Raw genomic sequence first — 21125 nt, 5'->3', positions numbered from 1 at the left:
CCGATGCCGTTAGTTCAAGCCCAATGACATGGCCAGATTGTCAAACTGCGACAAAGTCAGCGGGTTCTCGGAAAAGGTACGGCGCGCTTTCGACAGCGCGCTTTCCGCCTGAGGCCGGTCACCAAGCACAGTGTAGGACCGGATCAGCCTTGCCCATCCTTCCGGGTCGTTCGGGTCTTGTTCCAACCTCTGTGCAAGCCCTTCGACCATCGACAAAATCATCGCCTGCCTTTCATTGGCGCTCAATGAATTGGCGGCTTCAACCTGTTCGGCCGTCGGGCCGACTGACCCAGATCGCGGCACCGAAGTTCGCGACTGGGAAGGCTCTACGGATATGTTCAGTTCAGCCGAAATCTCACGGATACGGTTCATCATAGTCGGACGCCATTCAGCGTTTTCGGATGCTTGATTTGCAAGTTCCATCCACAGCGTCAACGCATCGCGTTTCTGCCCATTCTGGTCCAATGCAAGCCCCTCATAATAAGCAGCCCTGGCGTTGCCCGGGTCGAGATCAAGGCTCTTGAGGAACGCGTCCCGCGCATGTTGAGACACCTTTCCATCTGAATTTACGACAACCGCGGCGCCATACAGAGAAAGAAGTTCAGCATCGTTGGGCCGCAGCGCGACCGCGCGCGCATAAGCCTGAACAGCAGCGGGGAAATTGGCGGTCTTGGTATATGACCACCCCAGCATTTTCCAACCTTCCACATCGCTAGGGGCGTTTTCCAGACGGGATGCCAAACGTGCTATCATCGTGTCTACATCCGCCACAGGCTGCGCATTTTGCAGTGGAGCTGTTGGAGCGGCTAAACCACTGACATTCGCAGCCACGAAATCGGCAATGCGGCTTGCCTGCGGCGGTTCGTCCGTCAGGTCAGGCCGACCTATCGACAGGTAAAGCACCGCGCTTCCCAGGCAAACCCACCCCATGGTTATACCCACTCCGACTATCCGAACTGCATCGCGGCTTCCGCTCATTTCGAGGCCTCTTTTCTGTTTTGCAATTTTCAGCGCCCTGCGTTCAATTTCAAGCTGAAGACTCTCTTTTTCGTTCTGGGACACGATGCCTTGCGCAGCCTCCTGTTCAAGCGCCCGCATCTGCTCTTTAAGCAGAGAGGCTTCCAGGACGTTTCCGTCTGTCTGGGCGTCGAAGCTCTTTAGAAATGACCGTGCAAGCATCAAGGCGGCCACGATCAGCATCAGGCTGAACACCAGAAGCAACATCAACTCTTGTCCCCACCCACCTCAAAAAAGCCCTTCAGCAGCTTCTTTTCGTCTGCCGAAATCGGTTCGTCGACCAATTGCGACTTGGTGCTTGATCGCCAAAGCCCGGAAAAACCCCAAATCGTCAGCAGCAATAACACTACCGGCGCAGACCAAAGCAGGTAAGTCGATGGCTTCACCGGGGGATTTAGAAGGATGTATTCGCCATAGCGATCAACAAGATACTGTACAGCTTCGGCATCGCTGTCACCTGCGACCAACCGTTCCCGCAGGGCAAGTCTCATATCCCTAGAAATGCCCGAGTTTGAGTCGTCGATGCTTTGGTTCCGACAGACAACGCACCGCAAATCTTTGCTTATATTGCGCGCGCGGTCTTCCAAATTGGGATCACCTAATATTTCATCTGGGTTTACCGCCGAGACAGGTGAAACGGTGCCGATCAAAAGGATCGCCATAAGAAAGACATGTCTCCTCAGCACTCCGATCACACTGCTGACCTCATACCGGCATGGGGCGACTGTACGCCGATGCGCACTCGTTTATCGGCCAGCGACAACACCCCACCCAATGCCATGAGGGCTGGCCCCAACCAAATCAGAATGACAAACGGGTGGTAATAGATCCGAAGCACCCAGGTTTCCCCGCCGACGGGTCCCCCAAAAGAAACGTATAAGTTTGTTAAGAACCGGGCGCTGATCGCCGCCTCGGTCGTCACTGTTTCGCTTACGGTGTAGTATCGCCGCTCTGCCGCCATGACTTTGGGCGCTGCATGGGTTCCGTCAGAGACTGAAACAAGCGCTCTCTGGGCTTCATAATTTGGACCTCGATCCAAAACGACGGACTGGAGCGTAAATGCGTAACCTCCGACCTCGACCGTCCCGCCCAAGGGCAAGGCAACGATCTCTTCATCTTGCCATGCTGAAACCGCGGTAATACCGGCAACAAGCAAACCCAGACCTGCATGCGCAGCAATCATTCCCCAGGTCGAACTTGGGGTTGAAAGTACCAATTGCCAGCTTCGCTCGAAGTCTCGCGCCTTCAACCGGATGCGCGAAACCAAGATCGCTAAAGCGCCAAAAACCACCCATGCAGCCAGACCGAGGGCAAGAATTGGCCCAAGATTGCGTAGGCCGAACAACAGAACAAGCATCAGGATTGCGCCACCAGTCCCGACACCGACAAACCTGATGCGCCGCAACACTTGCAGGGCGTCATCCCGTTTCCAGCGCAGTACACCCCCGAAAGTGATCGCAAAAAGCAACGGCAACATGATCGGGATAAAGCTGCGATTGAAGTAGGGAGGACCAACCGAAATTTTCTCGGGGCTCGTGAGTTCGACAAACAGCGGATAAAACGTACCGACAAAAACCGTTGCTGTCGCCACCGCCAACAGAATGTTGTTCAGGACAAGCCCGGATTCCCGGCTGATCACTCGAAAGGTCGCCTGCCCGCTCAGCGAGTGGCTTCGAAAGGAGAACAGCAGCAATCCACCGCCAGTGAAGAAGATCAAAATACCGAGTATCCATATGCCTCGGGCGGGATCGGTCACAAAGGCATGGACGCTGGTGATAACACCTGAGCGCACAAGAAACGTGCCGACGAGGCTCAGGGAAAATGTCAGGATCGCCAGCAAGATGGTCCAAACGATCAAAGCCTGGCGCTTTTCGACAACTATCGCGGAATGCAGCAAGGCTGTGCAAATCAGCCAAGGCATGAACGAGGCGTTTTCCACAGGGTCCCAGAACCACCAGCCGCCCCAACCCAGTTCGTAGTAGGCCCAGAAACTTCCCAATGTGATACCGATCGTCAGAAAGACCCAGGCCAACAGTACCCAGGGCCGCACAAGCCTGGCCCAAGTCGGGTCCACCTTACCTTCGATCAGGGCTCCGATCGCGAAAGAAAACACGATTGAGACACCAACATAACCCAAATACAGAAAGGGCGGATGCAGCACCAGGCCGATATCCTGCAACAAAGGGTTCAATTCCATCCCGGCCGAAGGTGCTGGCGACAACCTCTCGAACGGGCTTGAGGTAAAGAGCGTCAAAGCCAGGAAAGCAGCGGAGATCAGACCCTGAATTGCCAGAACGCGGGCCTTAAGCGTTTCAGGCATTATTGCCGTCGCGGCGACTGCGGCGCCAAAAACAGACAGGATTAGTATCCACAGCAAAAGGGAACCTTCATGATTTCCCCATGTCGCCGACAATCTGAAATGCAGCGGCATGGCGCTGTTGGAATTGCTTGCGACGACAAGCAACGAATAATCCGACACAGCAAATGCGTACATCAACAAACCAAAGGACAGGGTGACAAAAATCACCTGTGCGAAAGCGGCATGAGAGGCAAAAGCTATTAGGTTTGGATCGCGTCGCGCTGCCCCGATCTGAGGTATGATTGCCTGCCCAACGGCAATCATCAAAGCTAGAATCAAGGCAAAAAGACCGACCTCTGCCGACACTAGCGGCCTCCTCTTATTGTCATCAGATCACATACGCGAATTCTACACACGCCTTATCTGTAAAGCGAGAATTCAATACGGCGGTTCCTGCTTTTGTTGAAGTCCGAGTCATTTGGAACCATCGGCCTCAATTCACCGTGGCCTGTTGTAACGAGACGGAAGGAATTCACACCCTGCCCGATGAGGTATCGTTGAACAGATCGTGCGCGCTCTTCGGACAGGGACTGGTTGTAAACTTCTGATCCGTCACTGTCCGTGTGGCCCGAAACGAGGATGCGCAGCCCCGGACACCGCTGCACAATGTCCAATATGGTGCGGAGAACGAAAAAACTTTCTTCCTTCAGACGCGCACTTCCGGAGGAGAAATATATGTTCCCGGTTTCAGACAGAATTTCAAATCGACCAACGCATTCCTCAAGCGAAAAGTCACCTTGGGTTTCCAGCGCTGCCGGTTCTGTCGGCTGTTGCTCTTCGGCCACTTGCACGGGTGGCGCACCTCCGACCTTGCGGTTGAAGGCGAAATCGAAGTTGAGCTCCATTTGTGGGACGATATCAAATCCACCCGCTGTTTCGGCAATTTTGCGCAGGTCATTCCCAAGCCCAAACTGCTCAACAAAGAAGATTATCGGCTCGTTAGACTTTGCTGAGAACGTGTTCTCGTCAATGACTGAGATCAGAACACTGGCCTCCAGACGGTTGGACACATCCTTTATCTTCAGATTGAATGGCACCGAAACGACCTTTTGCGAACCCACGGCCAATCCCTGAACCATGTCCTCTGTCAATTTGAGGGTTACAACGCCTTCCGGGTATTTAAAGCTTTCGAAAAACAAAAACCGCATCCGGACGTTTCTTAGATCGTTTTGCGTGTCCACTGAGTCCATTGTGACGGTAATCTTTGCCTCGCCAGCTTCGTCAATGGAACCGGTAAATGTGGCAAATGAATGCGTCTCCGCAATACGCTCACCCTTTTCGAACTTCACAGAACTGAAGGTAATTTCCGACGCCTCTGGGTCAATGTTCCAACCAGCTCTCAAGGAATCCGCCGAAACGGTTAGCGACCCCGAAACCAGCAGCAAGACTGCAAGGATCGTGGTACGCATGTTGAAATACGTAGTTGAAATCCCGGATAAGAAGATCATGTGGTGCCTCCACAATTGCCAATGCTACGCTGTCTTAATTCCAAGCATTGGGGTGCGTTTCTAACCAAATGAAAGAAATTGCATTTTTTCAAACTTTTAATGCTCATACCGATCTGGTATCCTTGAACGTCAAAGATCACTCTTTGATGTTAGTTTAGTAGCTCGCCGTGTTTCAACAAAATCTCATATCTCTCTTTATTGTACTTTTTTCTGCGACATGTTGTTTTGCGCAGGATCGCATTGCTCTTGTTATAGGCAATGGCAGCTACGAGCACGTAGGAGTCCTCGACAATCCCAGAAACGACGCTGATTTGATGGCAAAAACTCTTGAAAGCGTTGGTTTTAATGTGACCAAGGTCGTGGACTCGGACCAATTCGCCATGAAACGCGCCATTTCCGAGTTCGGACGCTCGTTGCGAGAGGCCGGAACCGACTCAACCGCTTTGTTTTTTTATGCGGGCCATGCAGTTCAGTCATACGGCAACAACTATTTGCTTCCCGTTGACAGTAAAATCCAGCATCAGGCGGATCTTGATTTGTATGGTGTCGAGGCAGATGGGATCCTGCGTCAATTATTCGCCGCGCGGGTTGAAACCAGTATTGTCATTCTGGATGCCTGCCGAAATAATCCGTTCGAAAGCCAAACTGGCCTCAGGAATGAGGGGTTGGCCGAAATGAACGCGCCGGTTGGGTCGTTTATTGCCTATGCAACCTCACCGGGCAAAGTTGCGGCTGACGGTTTGGGCGCCAACAGCCCCTATACGACTGCATTGGCCAACGCGATCGAAACACAGGTTCAACCTATTGAGCAATTGTTCAAATCTGTTCGCGTCGAAGTTCTGAAACAGACCGGCGGGGCACAAACACCGTGGGACAGTTCTTCGCTGACCAATGATTTTTATTTCCAGCCCCCAGCGCAAAGCGGTGATAGCACCGATGCCGAAAGAAACTTCTGGCTTTCCATTTCAAAGTCCAAAACCCCCGAACAAGTTGAGCTTTTTTTGAAGATTTATCCAAACAGCAGATTCAAGGACGAAGCTTCAGAGCTTTTGGCGGCATTGCAACAAGAGCAGCTGCCAACTCAACCAGAAATCCCGTCCGGGCCATTTACCTTTAACACCCCGATCTCCCAAGGCGATCCGCTGATTGTTGGGCGTTCCATTCAAGAAGTGTTTACGACAGCGTCCCCAATGTTTCCTCCGTTCGACGGGTTGCCGGAAGAGCTCTGGAAAGGACAAAAATGCAGCAACTGCCACCAGTGGACCAAAGAACTGCTGTGTGAACAGGGGCAGTTTTACCTCGGCTCGAGTGCGACGCGTTCCCTTGAGCGACAGCACCCGCTAGGCGGCAGCTTCAAGGTGAATCTGCGCGATTGGGCCAAGGGCGGCTGCCTTTAAGTTTCAGATCTCTGAATCGCTGTGGCACAATAGAAGCTGAACCCAAGCGTCGTTGATCAAAACGACCTCGATACCCCGGCGGTAACAAAGTACTGGCGTTGCCGAACAATGCTGGTCGAGGACTCGGTCTTGGACCAGTTCCCACCAACTTCGAACTGCAGTTCCGTTTCACGGTTAATTTTGTAACGAGAATAGATTGATGGGACGATGAACTTCTCTTGCCCGCCGTCGTCTTCGTCCCGATAGCCAATGCGAATGCGCGGTCGGATCAGCCACTTGTCTGAAATTGGATACCGCAAAGAGGAAGAAGCCACATACAAACCGTCGTCGTCGCTTCGTGAATAACGCAGACCAAGGTTCAATCGGTCATTCAGTTTGAAAATCGACGTGCCAGAAACGCCGAATCCGACATAGGTTCGGACCCCATCGCCTTCGATCGCTTGAACATCATCTGCGCCGGGCAAACCCACCGTAGCAGGCGTTCCGCTGGTGTCATAAAGTGAAGCATACGCAGAAAAATCCCAATCTTCGTTAATCGGGCCGAAATAGGTTAGTCCGAAGGTTGTAACCTTGGAAGTCCGATCAAGAGCCAGATCTTCGATTTCATCATTGCTCAAGGTGGTCTGCAATTCTTCAATTGAAGTCGCGGATTGCCCGATTAGTGCATTCTCAAGCGAGAGCGTCGGGCTTCGGTAATAGGCCAATCTGGCCGTAATTCGCCCTGAATTGGGTAACACTTGAGTGCCGGAAACTAGAATTCGATTAAATTCCTGGAACATGACATCGTATTCAGCATTGGCAAACATTGCGCCGTTTTCAAAGTCATAGTCATATTCCAAGCCCAGAACGCGGCGATCCGTGTAGTCGTCGGTTCGTTCTTCATATAGGTAACCCGACAGCGCTCCGGGACCGGCAATACCCGCCGCAAGTGTGGCACTGACCCCGAATAGATATGAGTCCGCAGCAAAGAAATCGGTTCGTGTGCTCTCAACCGAAGATCCGGCATACACACCCAACTCTACGCCGGAGGTTGTCGGCCAGCGATAAGACAAACCATCTAGCCGATATGCAATTGCCCGTGGCTCCATTCGTTGGCGTCCAAAGGTAAGAATACCGCCGGAGTTCTTATTTTCCCACCTGAAGAATGCTTCGTAAAGCCGGGTCTCGCTGTCTTCGCTGTCTTCAAATGACAAGGTCTGATTTCCCGAAAACGAGAATGTGAGCCGTTTGTTCCTATCATCATAAGTACGCGTATACCGAAGCGCCAGGCTCAGAGCGTTATCGAAAACGTCGTCATCCTTTTCCGAGATCCCCGGAATGCCATCCGGTCTCAGTTCAGTGAATTCGTTGGAGCCTTCGTTGTAACGATAGACCAGACGCGCAGCGCCGCGCGATGTCATCGTTCTTTGGTCTGGATCTGCACCATCAACGCCGCTTTGTCCTTCTCTGCCATAACTGGTGCGAACGGGCTCACTTCTGGGTAGTTGTGTGTTTGGCCCTGTGGCTGGTTGACGTACGCGGTTTTCCGAAACTTCCGGGTCTTTTTGAACCGGAGCAGCCCCCCCCAAAATACTATTGAGTCGCCGCTGAACGCGTTCCGCCCCAGGTCCATCTGGGTACTTTCCAAGATAGGCTTCATACTCGGCCACCGCATGGGCCAGTTGCCCGTTGGCCTCCCTGACATTTCCAAGAAGTTCTTGGGCTTCACGACTGTGGACATGAGCTGGTGAATTCACCAGCCGGGTCAACAACTGGGTAGCCTGCAGGTAGTTTTCGGTTTCGATTGCGGCCAGGGATTCTCGGTACAATTGTTCGATGGCGGGGCTCGACCGGCTTGACTGCGCTGTCATTCGATTGGGAACCATCAAAGTCGGCGCTAGGATCAACAAGACAATCGTAACATACCTGTTCATTTTCTGCCCTTTCCTAGCTACTGCCTTTTTTTGTTTTTCTTGCTGAAAAGCTTTGATCACGTTCTAGTTCCTCACGCATAGCGCGGGCGCAGGACCAGGTGGTCCCGGAGGCGCCCCCCAAAGCCCTGAATCGTGGCATGTTGAACACGTGGTCATTATCTCAGAGTGACACATGAAGGGGGTTGTCTCAGCGCCGGCGCTGTGACAGGCCACACAGTCGTTGGAGACCGCGCTATGCGGGAATCCGGGAATACCCACGCCAGCACCAGCGTGACAGCTCTCACATTCGGCACCAGACGAGATGGTGAGCAAGGTGTGGTCCACGGTGCTACCGGGCAGAGGCGGTTCTCCGGAAGCGTGGCAAGACGTACAATCCACCCCAGCCATAGCGGGCTCAAAATGCCAACTTGGCCTTGGTGTAGCACCCCAGTTTGATCCGGGTACGTGACAGGCAACACAATTATCTGTAGCTGCGTCGTGGTTCATTACAGCGTTGCCGAAGCTAAACGTATCGATGTGGCAATCGCTGCATTCCAAGATATCCTCGGTATGCCACGCTGGAGAAACGGTTGCGCCGTAGAAATTGCCGGGCGAATGGCAGTTCGCACAGAAACCTGTTGTTTCGTCATGATCCATTGATACGACAGAAAAGGACTGCGTGCTGACATGGCAAGCCTCGCAAACCATGCTCGTGTCGTTATGGGCAGCTGGCATTGATACAGCGCCAAATGGATTTCCCGCGTAGTGACAGTCCGAGCAATTGCCGATGACCTGGCTATGATCTACTCGGCCAAAGGCGAATGAGAATGTCGTGTGACAAGATTCACAGTCGTTTCCAGCTGTTATATGATCCGACGGCTTTGCCTCGGCGCCCCACGGGTTTCCGGCAAAGTGACACGACGCGCAATCTCCTGGTACTACGTCGTGGTCAAAGTCGACATTTGTCCAAAGTTGTTCGAAAAAGGGTGTGTGGCAATCACTGCACGTTTCCGGAGCAGGCAAATGGTCGACCGGTTTACCCGAAATGACGAAGTTGTTGTGGCAGTCCACGCAGAGTTGATTGAAGAAATTGTGGTCTACAATCCCTCCAGCAAAAGTCAGCGTGGAATGGCACTCGCTGCACTCGACCCCGGGGACCTGAATGTGATCGACTGTCTGTCCGGGGGCAATGGAACCATTGTGGCACGAACTACATGTTCCTTCGACGGCCGAGTGTTCAAACCTCACTTCCGAGAAACCAGTGGTTACATGGCAATTGTCGCAACTTCCCGCCACCTGGATGTGATTTGCAGGTTGCCCGCGTGCCCGTCCTGCACCGTGACAGCTGGTGCAATCTTCTTGAATCGAGACATGGTCGAAGGCAAATGGTGTGAAGTTTGCGGTTGAATGGCAGTTCGAACAATTGTTACCAGCCGGGGGGTGATTGGACGGCTTACCGCCTGCAATCCCGCCACTATGACACGATACACAGTCCCGCGGGGTTCCCGCGAGTTTATTGTCGATGTGGCACGATTCACATATGATTTGGCTGTGCTTTCCATTTAATGGAAAATTCGCCATTTCAGCGTGATCAAATCCAGGAATATCCAGAACACCTGTTACTGTCTCTTGAGCTGAGGCAGAAATGTGAAGAAAGAACACAGACGCAAATGCTAAGATGAAGTCCAATAGCTTTTGCCGCCGTTTCGTCATCCCCAATATGCCTCTCAAATCCCAACTTGGCTATTGTCACTCGAAAAAAACATGAGCTGACCCTCACGGGTTTGTGATCACGGTATTACGCTGCACCGCAACTTTTCAACACTAAAAAGAAAATTGTGCATTTTGTGTGGGTTAAATGCCCGTAGTCTTTTTTCTACTATTATTCAAAATTTTGGATAATATTTTCCCATCGGCACGGCGCTGAAAAATTCAAATCGAAGACCTGTAAAGTATATTTGAGTGCACGAATCCGAAGTTGAGGCTCCTCGACTATTGACTTCCGGAGTTTCAGCACGAATGCACAATTTTTTCTGACCGAAGCATTCTACTCCTCCAGCGATGTGAAGACGCTTACTGAATACAGAATTTCCTGACAATGCGCCCCGGCTTGACTGTTGATTGGCCGCAACAATCATGGAAAAGAGCGCGGATTCCTGATCCTGTCCGCAGTAGTTTTACATTCGATAAGTGGACTGCTGCCGGTTTCGTGGACGGCCACTAAAGCTTTCATAACTCGCTCCAAAAATGTGATAGGGCTTAGATAGCCATGATCAGTCCCACTTGTGTGGTCCAATTTGATTGTTAGTGCATGACCGGCCTTTGGTCCATTTAAACGATAGTTTCCGGGGAATGCGGTTTATTTCCCAAAACACTGTGCGGGCGTTTTGTGTTGCAGTGTTTCCTCCATTCTTCGATCAAAATCTGCGCTTCTGTTAGACAGTAGAAGAATTCCACGAACTCTCTCTTGATTGCCACCTTGGCTTGTCGGAAGTTGCGACTGAAGCGCGGCGAAACATGATAAGAGCTTCATTGTAAACGGCTTTGAGATGCGTCTTTGACAGTGTGACAACAAAGCGTTGCAGAACCTTGGTTTCGACGCGCTGTTCCCAGCAAATATCTCAGAGGTGAAACCGGCGATCCTGGCGGCACTCGGCCCCGACGGCGAAAACCACGACTTCTTCTCGGGATCTGGGTCGTCTTACATCATAGGTAAGTCTGTTACGACTGAAGACGAAGACTGTAACTTCTAAAGACAGCAGGGGAGCCACAAGCTCCCTTTTTCATTTGCATTATCATAATGAGACTTATGTCTGCGCCTCAGATTCGTATTAAGTCCCTGTAAACAAACATATTGATTCAATAATGAATCCCATTAAGCTCGGCTCAGTTTGCCGAGTTTTTTTGTTTTTAAGGACATAATATGCCAACACCAGAAGACTACGAGCTGGAATACAGCTACGATATGCTGGCCGTTGAAATCCCCGAAGACACATCTGTCATAGACGAAATCTACAAAACAGCTTCTGCGGAATTTGCATCCTATGAAGCTGGTGATCTGCGCAGTGTCATCCTGGAGGACGGTCAAACACGATCATTGGGGATCGTCGCATTGTTCCGGGGTATGGAAGACGTATTTCAGCGTCATGCACCGGACACGGAAGATGAGGCGAAGTGGTTCGAATTCCGCCATCAGTCTGTCGCCGGAAAATCTACAAATTTCTCCAGATCTTTATTCATTGCTCTCCGCCTCGCACAGGAAGACCCGTCGGTTTTCAGTGATGAGCTGAAGAATAAGCACAAAGAACTGTTCGCGACGCATTTTAAGGACTGAGTACATGTTTTTGACGATACTATTGGTGATCTCCTTGGGATGCCTGGCTTGGCTGGCCAAGGAGAAGAAAGTTAAGCATGCATGGATCGTCGGCGGCCTGAATGCTTTGGCCCTGTACACCTGGGTTGATATTCAGTGGCCGTTCCTGACCGGTGTGGTCCTGCTGATTGCGGCCGGGGTCGGGGTTGTGAATACCATGAAGACCCTGAACGGGGGTTCCTCGTCATCGGCGAACAAAGCCGTTGGGTCAACGCAAGGGGCCGGCAAGCGGGCGGCTCAACAAGGACAGCCTTGCACAGCCACCAAGCCGTCAGGGCTTCCAGAGGGCTGCAAGTTTCTGTTGACCCCAACCAGGCTCGAATGGGAATACATCTTTGCTGATTGCTCCTTTGCTATCGCATATGCGGGCCGCAAGATGGTGGTTCCGGAAGGCTCTTTGGTTGTGATGTATCCCACAATCCAAGAGACAGAGGACACCAAGTTTCAGGTTGGTCGCATCACGTACTATGCCCCGATGACAGCGAAAGTCTGGAAGCAAGTCGCGTGGAATGAGCACAAGATTGTCGAAGAATATCTTCAGGAGACAGGAGAGGAGACAGGAGACGCCAAATGGCTGGCTGGCGAGGTCCATTACCTCAATCTGGATGAGAACTGGGACTACGCCCATTTGAACGGCGGCAGCGCCATCTATTGGGGGTCAAGTATGGCAGGCATCCAGATGCCAGAGAGTGTCGAAGGCAAAGGGTACTCAAATCTGACTGCTGAACTGATGGTGGACGTCGAGCTTCAGGCACAGGATTCTGGAGACAATCTCATCGGGATTAACCCCGCAGTGATAATGCGTAACGTGGGCAACGATGGTGTTCTGGTCTCTGCTCGCGCCATCCATGATCACTTCTTTAAAGCCGAGCAAGGCAATGGAGACAGAGCGTCTAACGAGGAAGGTATTCCAGAGGCGCTGAAGACCGGCGCCAAGGCGGAGAGCGCACCCAGGCGTAACTTCCCGGTACAAACTGGCAGGCTAGTGGATCCGCTGGGTGTCCAGATCGGTGGCGCTTACATGTCCGGTGATGGAGAACTGACCGTGGGTCTGGGCGAGAACGTCTCAGTCACGGATCGGGGCCTCAACTACAAGGTCGGTGATGTGACCTTCGGAGACAAAGGTGCCACGACAGATGTCATGGGTATGGAAGTCAATTTATCCCCCGGCAATCCTTTCGATACCAAGAAGAAAGAAGGGAAGATCATGACGGCATTCGGTGAAAAGGATGATACCGAAATGACGCTCTTTGGCCCCAAAAAGAAGAACAAAAAAGGTGGCGGTTTCTTTGGCTAAATGCCGACCGCGGAAATAGAATTTTACAAGGAGACTTTGTTAACAATGTCCTGTTTTTGGAAAACTCTCGCAGTTGCGGCAGTGTTCTCACCAGTTGCTGCGCTAGCAGACTCGTTCTCAGTGAGAATAGTGGCTGATGTCGATAAAATTGAACCTTTGTACGGGTTTCACGCCCTTGGTGGTGAGGTGGACAACTCAGCTTTTGAGGCAGCTTTCAATCACGACAAAACAGACACAGTCGTGTTGACGCTGGTTTTTGATGGGGACGGTATAGAGATCACCTCCGATGAACGTATCAAAGACGAAACTCTGCTCACATATGCATCATTGACGATTGGAGACTACACGGCAACTTTTCCGCCCGGAAGCGTGTTCATGCAAGACGGAGAGACATTGGATTCGATGGGTTTCCAAGTTGATGCTGACGACAGCGCACCAAAAGTCGGCGAGTATTCACTGTTTAGAATAATTGTTAGCGCAAAGGCTTTCAAAAAAGACTACGTGGTATCAGGCCAAAGCACACGATCTGCTGTAGAAACATGGACCGCCTTACCGGAGGCAGGAACAGAGCAGACGTCGATTGATGTCAGGTTTAGTCACCCCGATGCTTCAAAGCCTTTCTATGGCGGTGCCATAACCGCAAAAGGTACATCCTTACAGGTTACAAAGTCAGATGCCCCAGCCTTTCAGCCTGGGGCTTATTCTGGTCCCTTGGACTATAAGGAGTTGTGGGCACTGGGCGCCCACGTCACGGCGTGTATTTCACCGCGCGGTTTTATTGGTTTCAACGAAATGTATGACATCTCCAATGAAGCTGATCGGCCTCGCATGGCATGGATGGGGGAAAATGGTCTCTTTGGACGTGACTTGAAATTGAAGAGGGTCCAAGAGGCGGCATCGCAGGAAAACGCCCAATACCGTCTGATCGAAGTCGATATCGCATTCAATAACGAGTACATGGTGGGCCAGCAGCGGGGCAGCTACTTCGTTTCCATCCTGGAAAGTGAATCTGGGCAAAGCAAAGTAGAAATCGTTGGTCGCGAAGGCGGCCCCAACATCAACGATAAGCGGGAAAATTATCCCTGTCCGCTTGGTGAGTGGATGAGTATTGATCGTTTCACTTGAGGCGATTGGAACGCAAACACGGAACAAATTTTGAGGATTTTTCTATGCCTGATTATTGCAGAATACTTTTTGTTGCCTTGGCGGCCGTGACATTTTTTGGATCCGTAGTCCAGGCTCAGGAACTCCAACAAGGAACCTATCGTGGCGACACCGAGTATAACACAACGGTTGTCGTGAATATCCAAGGCAAACGAGCGTGGGCTTCGATCATCGCCAACGGCTGCCTTGGCGACGTTGAGGGGAAACTGGCACGTAATGATGCCGGTCAACTCTATCTGGTCGATGATCTCTACAACGAGACACAATGCGCGATTGCAATTATCCCGGACAGCACCACCAGCTTCCAGACAGAACAAGGGCCTGAATGCAGCTACCATCATGGCGCGGCTTGTGATTTTAACGCCTACGTTCGATTGCAGCAGTAATATTTGCGCAATTCTTTTGAAGACGTGATTTGTGAGTCAATTTGGTTTTTTGGCTTTTTGCACCGTCTTGACCAAGACATATTGTATTGCGTAACCGTCTGCTCCAAAAATCGGGATTTTGAAGTTTTGGTACTGTAAGATTTGTAAAACTCTACAGGCTAACTTCGCTCATTGTCATCACCGTCAGCATGTTTGTCATCTCACGTTCAGCGTCGCTTCGGGGGCAAACGGCGATGTTTGCGGTGCAGCTCGATGAAACAAATGCGGTATTGTTCGCGATGAACTCTTCACCGATGCCATCGGGTTAGCCACTCAAAGTTCACACCCCAATCATCCTGTAGCGTTGGCTCGCTGCGGTATTCGCGAATGCCCTCCAATTTGCATTTGAGGTCGAAAGGAATTGTTCTGGGCCATTTTTTCATTACTAAATGTTCCATTCTTGTTCTCATCTAGGTCAACGCAAGAATTTACAGCTTTGTCCCCCATATGTCCCCTAGCGCGGCAACGCAGCAGGTTTTGGCTTGAGTATATCTGGACAATGCCAGTCTCAAATTATTGTTTTGAAAATGAAAAAAGTGGTGAGCCGTGCAAGATTCGAACCTGCGACACCCAAAGACGAACTTCGCTCAATGCGAGCGAAATCAAACACAATACAATCTGTCTGGGTGGTTATAAGGGTGGTTTCATCAAGACAAACTGTATTCAAATATTTGATTTTAAAAGATTATTGATTTTTTATTGGTGCCGCTGAAGGGACTCGAACCCCCGACCCCATCATTACGAATTTTGCCGTCCAGTTGTTGGACGTGACCGGACGAGACCCTCCAAATCCGTATAACTCGTTATGATTAAGTAGCTATTTTCTCGGCGCGCTTGGATGGTGCTGGATGTACCCAGAGGACGTTCGACGCACAGTCCCTACTAAAACCCTACTAGTCGAACACACCCCCGCCCCATCCACGGCTAAGTTTTACTTGAGGGCGTCACGCGCTCTCGGTCCAACCACTATCTGGTGCAAAGCTAGTCCCTTGACGGCGAACGTTCGGGCAACTTACAGCGAACGGCAACTAAGAGCCCAAAGCATTGGATGCTGCAATCTGCACTGAAGTCTGCACTATCAGTCATTCCGGACCTTCAGACCGAACTGCACCCGGATTTGGGCAGCTTGACAGCCGGTTGGTAGGCGGGCCGATAGGCTGGAAGGCGCAGCTGGCAGCTGGAAGCAGTGTTTCTTAATGCTCAAACCTCCACGTCCGCCCGTGGCCGCCCGATCCAGGTACACAAGTAGTCCATATGCACGAGGCATTCGCTGTCATCGATGGGCGGATCGACCGGGAAGGGTACATCTGGCGCCATGTCGCGTGGGCAGTAAGGATCCTTGGCGAGCATCGTTTTTTCGCCACCCGACAGATGGCTATGGTAGAGATACGAGCGCGCCGCGCAGCCCCCGCCACAGCCCTTTAGATACGCGCACTCGGCGCAGTCTCCGACCTTTTCGGGATTGGCGTTGCGCTGACGGAACGCCTTAAACTGAGGGCTGTTGATGATGTCGATCAGGTCGTGCTTCAGCAGGTCCATCGGCGCCTTAAAGTCATGCAGGTAGACGCAGGGGCTGACTAAGATTTCGCCGTTGGGCGTGATCGAGTGGATGCGGAACGAAGTCCGTCCGCAAGGGCAGCGCCGGGCTTGGGAGTACTGCGTCATCGCAGCAATCGGTGGCTCGCCCAGATCGACTGCGTGGCAAAGCTCCATCAATCGCGAGAACCCACGGTAGTAATCCTCGACCGGCAGCGCCATGCTCAAGTGATGTGGCTCGATCGGCTTGACGGGATTGATCCGAATGTTGGCATTGTGTGTCCGTGCCAGCACGAAGAGTGCATCGATATGGCGCAGGCTGAAGTTCCAGTTCATTGCAGCCATAATGCAGGTATGCGGAACATCATGCGCCGAGCATAGGTCAAGCGCTTCTATCGCCTGATAGAAGATGTTCGCGCCGCGGTTTTTGTTGTGTTCTTCCTCGAACGGGGAATCGAATGAGACGTCGACGTCGTTCAGCTTCAAGAAGGACGATTTGTGGCGCTCGTAAAGCTTGAGGATCGAGATACCGCTGGTGGTCAGGCCAACTTGGATGCCAGCATCGTCGAGCGCATCGATAATGTAATGTAAAAGCGAGTCGTCAAGCTTGATGCCATTGGTGAAGATTGGTTCGTTGCCGCCCAGATTCACTGTGGCGACGCCGACCTTAGCAAGCTGCTTCACGATGCGGTCGATCATGGGCTTGTTCATGTCGCGCCCGCGCTCTCGCGCGTTCATGCTGTAGCAATGCGTGCATCGGTAGGGGCAGTCGTTCCCGAGCGTCCAGCCGATGTTGCGGATGTTCGCTGGGGTTTCGTCTAGGCCCTCGAACTCGTCGACGGGGCCTACGACGCGAGAGTAATGCTCAAATCGATCGAACTCACTATTGGCATCAAGAATGTTGCCCAGCTTTTGCTCATCATAGCTCAATTCAGTCACCTAATTGCGCATTGGATATCGAGCGGAAGGTACGCAATATCAAGTTTCGTTAAAAGTGTCTCGAGACGCCAGCACGGCAGACTCAATCTGACTTTGTATGGAGGCATGTACCAAAAAAGCGCTCTTGGAAGTACACTGCAGTAAAGATGAAATGAAGGCATCTCCATTGAGTACAAGCGCACCAAGGAGATTTACTTAGTTCAGCACGCATCTTAGCGTCGAAACGTGAGAGTGCAGGTCATCCAAAAGCTGGTCGATCTTGCGTGTGGGTCACCTACGGTCTGGGATATCCAGCGTAGTAACGCAACCTTTAGTAACCTAGGAGGACCCGTTTGTCTTCACCTACGTCGCAATCTGAGACAGACGTGCCATTGGTACCCGTGTCAGATACCCTCAATTGGCTGACTACGCCGACCAGGACTGTCCCAATCTTACCTGGGCATGACCACACGCTTTTGCACGCGGAAGAGTTGGTGCTGCAAACGACAGCTCTGCAGCGGATGCGAAAGCTACGACAGATGGGAATGGCCTACCACGAATACCCATTGGCCGAACACACTAGATATCTACACAGTTTGGGTACCTCGTACTGGGCCACAAAGATGTTTGATGGACTAACGCGTTCAACTGGCGATCTACTTCGTAGCAACCATGCAATAGTCAGTGAGATGCGGAGGGTACTTGGAAAAGAACTCTCACTCGAACTAGTTCTGCGCCTATACTCAATCATCCATGATATTGCCCTCCTACCGCTGGGCCACACGCTTAGAATCCAGAGTCAGCGTTTCAATACGTCAGATTTTATTTTTGAGAAATTATTCGGCGGACGCGTTTCGGATATTCTTGACGAAATCGAAATACTAAACATATCTGAGAAAAAAAAGCTTTTACTAAAGAAGCATTTGGTAGTTGCAGAGGCTGTCGGGCACGCACCTAGAATTTTCCGAGACGACATACACCACCTAAAAGATACACTTTTTCAGCGCATTTCATTTTTGGAAGCGACAGAGAAACTTCCAGTTCTTTGTTTTGCCTATGACCTCGTGCACGGAGTCTGTGCAGCCGATCTTCTAGATTGGTGTCACCGAGATATTTCTGCGATCGGAATCCAAAATGATATTCCGGCGTACCCGTTCTCAGCTGGAGCGGCAATAAAGGTAAATCCCGGCGACAGGGCCTTCCCAATCAATAAGGCCAATATAAAGGAACCTGTATTCAGGTACGGGTTGGACTGCAGCGAGGAATCTGGCTGGGGTCTCAACGCTCTCTTTAGGCTGGCAAGCCTCCATAAGTTGCGCGTCGAAGTAATTCTACGAGGCAACTATTCAGGACAGAAAACTGTTGCAGATGCCGTTCTCGACAAATCGATAAGACTGATTGAGGCGGCAACAGGTGAGCCAATCGAATCTGGGATATCCGCAGGCATGGTTCTGACAATGGGAGACGACGAATTTCTTACACTTCTTGGCAGCAAGCTGAATGCGCTGGATCAGACAAAGGTAACGGATGCATTACAAAATCCTCATCATTACGAAAACGTCATTGAGATGAAAGAGTCCGATTTTGGGCCAGGCTTCACGCGCCGCCTAACAACCCTCGCCTCGAGCGAGGAGCGGTCCGGGCTAGAAGGATCATTGGCTCAATTTCTAAATGCGCGTTACGAAGATGTAATTGTCAGCGTGACCCCAAAAGACATGCAAGGCAAGGTGCCAGATACAATTGTCAATGTAGGAGACTTCGGTTGGCAACCTTTGTGGATGTTGGCATGCAGCAGCCATCTGATACCCGATCTCCGAGACCTTAAGGATGCCTACGTGGTTGGAGCACGGATTTCGGTTATACTGCGAAAAGACGTAGTGTTTGAAAAAAGGTCACTTAATGGGTTTCTAAAAAAGTTATTGGAAAAGTAGCATGCCAAGACATACAGAAAGTCTTCAACCGTGGCTTGGAAAGGCCGTAGAAGTCATCTTGGATAGGCCGAGGGGAAGCGCGCATCCTGACTGGCCAGACCTCGTATACCCGATTGACTATGGATATATTCCGAACACTATCGGAGGCGATAATAGCCCGATCGATGTATATCTAGTTGATGGCTATTTCGGTCACGAAGATTGCGAAACGCGGGTGATTGGTGCGGTAGACAGATTGGACGATGTTGAGTTCAAACTAATTGCTTCTCGCGACAATATATATCGCTCAGTCACTGATATTTTCGAGGCAGTTAGCTTTGTTGAGAAGTACTTTGACGTTGAGATAGTGACTTGCTGCGATACAAAAAGCTTCAGAAGAGGGACACCATTGGCGCCGTAAGAACGCACCCACAAGACTGACAGACAAGAACTTGCGCAACCGATCAGTCAAATATCCCGCGCCAAACATGAACATTTTAACGGACGGAGCAGAGTTTTGTGTCCACACTAATCGAAATTGAGCGACCAGTTTTCCTTCATTTCTTGGATCAAGAAGCTTCTCTTTCGTTTGGGAGCGAGCGTTCGGAAAGAACCGATATCGAAATCATCCATGCACTTGTGCTATTTCATATATCCGGCTTTTCGGTAAATCTTCACCCGCTGACGATGTACCTGAATGAACGTCAAAAGCTTCTTGACCTGATCCTGAAGCTCAATCGATATGACATTCTTTTGAATACGAGCAGCGATCGATCCGTACCAAGTTTTTTACGGACTCGTCAGGAGATGTACGGCTTGGACCCTGCTTCGAAGCCTATATTCTTTCAAAACGCCGATTCAGTACTCGATTTTCAGATTCACAAGACGAATTCTTACTCTATGACTGATAAGATACGTGGAGAAATCTTCTCGATCTCTGGAAGAAGATTCCCTGATTTTGCGGTGCGGGCTACACTTAACGACAAAGAAGAGTTTTTCCTTCATCTCGACGAGGTCCAACGAGTCTTGTTCGAATATGATTACTTGGCCATTACGACAGACAACATATTGGCAGCGAGCTCTTCAAATATGCTCGACGAGAAATTTGCAAATTCCTCGCGACGCGTTTTGTCGGCTCTTTATTACGAGCACTACTGTGACAACAACCTCACTGTCACTGCTTCTGGCATCCCGAAAATGAACTCCAGCGCGGATGATCTTGCTCATTTCCCGCACTACGACATTGCCGTGCTCCAGCGTATGATAGTTTCTCTGGGACTCTTGGAACCACTTGGCAGAGCTTCAGCTAACTTAGAGCTATTTGAGACCTACTACTCGGAGGAGCATTGGCGGTTTGTTTCATCTGCCCAGGCCTTCATAGCTGCGTGTTATGCGCAGGCACTTGCAACAATTGGAGTCGCACACGTGACGCCAGACAATGCACAAACCTTGCGCATTGCAACAGTGAACGTGCTTATGGCGGTGTTGAACAAGGCAATTGGAGGCTCGCTTCAGCCTGACGGACCATTGTTGGAGGCGTATCGCAGAATTGACGAAGCCTTATTTCTAGCTGGAGAGTTCGGCAGCCAAGGAAATCGGCATTTTGCTCATACTTGGCAAAACTCATCAGCTAGATCTTCTTTTGTTCCATTGGTTGGTTTTTCTAGATTGGAACGAAGGTTGACTGCCTTGCGGAATGAACTGCAGCGTAGCGGAGACCTAACGGACCATGAACTGGCAGACCTTATGCAGCCACTTGCGGTATTACTAAATTATTCGGGTCAACTACTGATCGACAACTCGATCGACAGGGTAATAAATGAGGCGGAGTTTCAGGATAGGATCAGGCAAGTTTTAAGGAGTAACCCTCGAATAGGGGAAGCGTTGGAACAGCATCCTCAAGTAGGGGCTGGAATAGCTGATTTGTCCTTTAAGGGAATTAGGATTGAGCTTAAATCTGTTAGTGATAAACGGCTGAAGCTGGCAGATTGCAGAAAGTACATCGATCAAGCGTCGAGCTACAGTACGGCAAGCGGAAGAAAAGTTTCGATATTGTGCGTTCTTGATTGCTCTAAGAAGTCCAGCGTACCGTATCTTGCCGAGGATTGTGTTTCGGTCATGTATCCAAAAGATGGCTCCCGTACTCCTGTTGTTGTAATCCTAATGCAGGGCAACCTCGCACCACCCAGCATGCATTCGCGATAGGCTGTGATTACCTGAATGCGACCACTTAAGATCTGTTTTCTCGTTATGATCGACCCTATAAAGTAGTTCAATTTGACTGTTTGAGCGTGACGAGCCAGTCGTCCAACGGCGCGATGATTACCTTCCCGGTTCCTTCACTTAACAGGAGCCCTCCGCCGTCAGCAGCATTTCAAGATGCTGTATG

The 21125-nt window shown here is 50.9% G+C and carries 15 protein-coding genes and 2 pseudogenes; 10 read left to right on the top strand and 7 right to left on the bottom strand.

Going from position 1 to position 21125, the window contains the following annotated elements:
• Positions 1-9 precede the first annotated feature (9 nt).
• Genes ccmI through ACR0C3_RS19210 form a run of 4 tightly spaced genes read right to left on the bottom strand, consistent with a single transcriptional unit; the run spans position 10 to position 4824 of the window.
• Positions 10-1224 (bottom strand): c-type cytochrome biogenesis protein CcmI, encoded by a 1215-nt coding sequence (ccmI, locus tag ACR0C3_RS19225; protein WP_480759988.1) that lies wholly within the window; start codon positions 1222-1224, stop codon positions 10-12.
• Entirely contained in the window at positions 1224-1679 is a 456-nt protein-coding gene (locus ACR0C3_RS19220; protein ID WP_480759987.1) for a cytochrome c-type biogenesis protein, read from the bottom strand. The genes ccmI and ACR0C3_RS19220 overlap by 1 nt, the downstream gene beginning before the upstream one ends.
• A 29-nt stretch (positions 1680-1708) precedes the next feature.
• Complete coding sequence (locus ACR0C3_RS19215; RefSeq protein ID WP_480759986.1) at positions 1709-3682, bottom strand: heme lyase CcmF/NrfE family subunit; 1974 nt, start codon at positions 3680-3682, stop codon at positions 1709-1711.
• 53 nt (positions 3683-3735) lie between these two features.
• Entirely contained in the window at positions 3736-4824 is a 1089-nt protein-coding gene (locus ACR0C3_RS19210; protein ID WP_480759985.1) for an OmpA family protein, read from the bottom strand.
• 167 nt (positions 4825-4991) lie between these two features.
• On the opposite strand from ACR0C3_RS19210, the gene ACR0C3_RS19205 reads away from it, so the two are divergent.
• Positions 4992-6221, top strand: a complete 1230-nt coding sequence (locus tag ACR0C3_RS19205; RefSeq protein WP_480759984.1) for a caspase family protein — start codon at positions 4992-4994, stop codon at positions 6219-6221.
• Between the two features lie 56 nt (positions 6222-6277).
• Here the strand turns inward: ACR0C3_RS19205 and ACR0C3_RS19200 are convergent, their stop codons facing one another.
• Positions 6278-8194: a hypothetical protein gene (locus ACR0C3_RS19200; protein ID WP_480759982.1), complete on the bottom strand. Its 1917-nt coding sequence runs from the start codon at positions 8192-8194 to the stop codon at positions 6278-6280.
• Between the two features lie 942 nt (positions 8195-9136).
• Here ACR0C3_RS19200 and ACR0C3_RS19195 point away from each other — a divergent pair.
• The gene (locus tag ACR0C3_RS19195) at positions 9137-9520 is read left to right on the top strand and encodes a hypothetical protein (protein ID WP_480759980.1); all 384 of its coding nucleotides are present in this window, start codon (positions 9137-9139) and stop codon (positions 9518-9520) included.
• A gap of 924 nt (positions 9521-10444) precedes the next feature.
• On the opposite strand, the pseudogene ACR0C3_RS19190 reads toward ACR0C3_RS19195, so the two are convergent.
• A pseudogene (locus ACR0C3_RS19190) lies at positions 10445-10609 on the bottom strand (integrase core domain-containing protein); the annotation flags it as partial.
• Between the two features lie 74 nt (positions 10610-10683).
• Between ACR0C3_RS19190 and ACR0C3_RS19185 the strand changes: the two are divergent.
• The 5 genes and pseudogenes from ACR0C3_RS19185 to ACR0C3_RS19165 all read left to right on the top strand — a co-directional run.
• Positions 10684-10866 (top strand): annotated as a pseudogene (locus ACR0C3_RS19185) (class 1b ribonucleoside-diphosphate reductase subunit beta); the annotation flags it as partial.
• 170 nt (positions 10867-11036) lie between these two features.
• Positions 11037-11447: a hypothetical protein gene (locus ACR0C3_RS19180; protein WP_480759979.1), complete on the top strand. Its 411-nt coding sequence runs from the start codon at positions 11037-11039 to the stop codon at positions 11445-11447.
• A gap of 4 nt (positions 11448-11451) precedes the next feature.
• Positions 11452-12783 (top strand): hypothetical protein, encoded by a 1332-nt coding sequence (locus tag ACR0C3_RS19175; RefSeq protein WP_480759977.1) that lies wholly within the window; start codon positions 11452-11454, stop codon positions 12781-12783.
• Entirely contained in the window at positions 12784-13908 is a 1125-nt protein-coding gene (locus ACR0C3_RS19170; protein ID WP_480759976.1) for a hypothetical protein, read from the top strand. It abuts the gene before it with no gap.
• 5 nt (positions 13909-13913) lie between these two features.
• Entirely contained in the window at positions 13914-14333 is a 420-nt protein-coding gene (locus ACR0C3_RS19165; RefSeq protein WP_480759975.1) for a hypothetical protein, read from the top strand.
• 1239 nt (positions 14334-15572) lie between these two features.
• Here ACR0C3_RS19165 and ACR0C3_RS19160 read toward each other — a convergent pair.
• Entirely contained in the window at positions 15573-16838 is a 1266-nt protein-coding gene (locus ACR0C3_RS19160) for a radical SAM protein (RefSeq protein ID WP_480759974.1), read from the bottom strand.
• A 611-nt stretch (positions 16839-17449) separates the two neighbouring features.
• On the opposite strand from ACR0C3_RS19160, the gene ACR0C3_RS19155 reads away from it, so the two are divergent.
• The 3 genes from ACR0C3_RS19155 (at position 17450) to ACR0C3_RS19145 (ending at position 20941) form a co-directional block, all read left to right on the top strand.
• Entirely contained in the window at positions 17450-18757 is a 1308-nt protein-coding gene (locus ACR0C3_RS19155; protein WP_480759972.1) for a hypothetical protein, read from the top strand.
• Position 18758: 1 nt separating this feature from the next.
• Positions 18759-19157, top strand: a complete 399-nt coding sequence (locus ACR0C3_RS19150) for an inorganic diphosphatase (RefSeq protein ID WP_480759971.1) — start codon at positions 18759-18761, stop codon at positions 19155-19157.
• A gap of 98 nt (positions 19158-19255) precedes the next feature.
• The gene (locus ACR0C3_RS19145) at positions 19256-20941 is read left to right on the top strand and encodes a hypothetical protein (RefSeq protein ID WP_480759969.1); all 1686 of its coding nucleotides are present in this window, start codon (positions 19256-19258) and stop codon (positions 20939-20941) included.
• Positions 20942-21125 lie beyond the last annotated feature (184 nt).

It is taken from the genome of Ruegeria sp. CK3, from assembly GCF_056536565.1.
Note: the sequence above shows the minus strand (reverse complement) of the source record. Positions and strands in the feature narration are given on the sequence as shown.

Coding starts and splice junctions, on each gene's coding strand:
- ccmI (WP_480759988.1), bottom strand. CDS start 1,224: ATGTTGCTTCTGGTGTTCAGCCTGATGCTGATCGTGGCCGCCTTGATG.
- ACR0C3_RS19220 (WP_480759987.1), bottom strand. CDS start 1,679: ATGGCGATCCTTTTGATCGGCACCGTTTCACCTGTCTCGGCGGTAAAC.
- ACR0C3_RS19210 (WP_480759985.1), bottom strand. CDS start 4,824: ATGATCTTCTTATCCGGGATTTCAACTACGTATTTCAACATGCGTACC.
- ACR0C3_RS19195 (WP_480759980.1), top strand. CDS start 9,137: ATGGTCGACCGGTTTACCCGAAATGACGAAGTTGTTGTGGCAGTCCAC.
- ACR0C3_RS19180 (WP_480759979.1), top strand. CDS start 11,037: ATGCCAACACCAGAAGACTACGAGCTGGAATACAGCTACGATATGCTG.
- ACR0C3_RS19175 (WP_480759977.1), top strand. CDS start 11,452: ATGTTTTTGACGATACTATTGGTGATCTCCTTGGGATGCCTGGCTTGG.
- ACR0C3_RS19170 (WP_480759976.1), top strand. CDS start 12,784: ATGCCGACCGCGGAAATAGAATTTTACAAGGAGACTTTGTTAACAATG.
- ACR0C3_RS19155 (WP_480759972.1), top strand. CDS start 17,450: ATGTTTGATGGACTAACGCGTTCAACTGGCGATCTACTTCGTAGCAAC.
- ACR0C3_RS19150 (WP_480759971.1), top strand. CDS start 18,759: ATGCCAAGACATACAGAAAGTCTTCAACCGTGGCTTGGAAAGGCCGTA.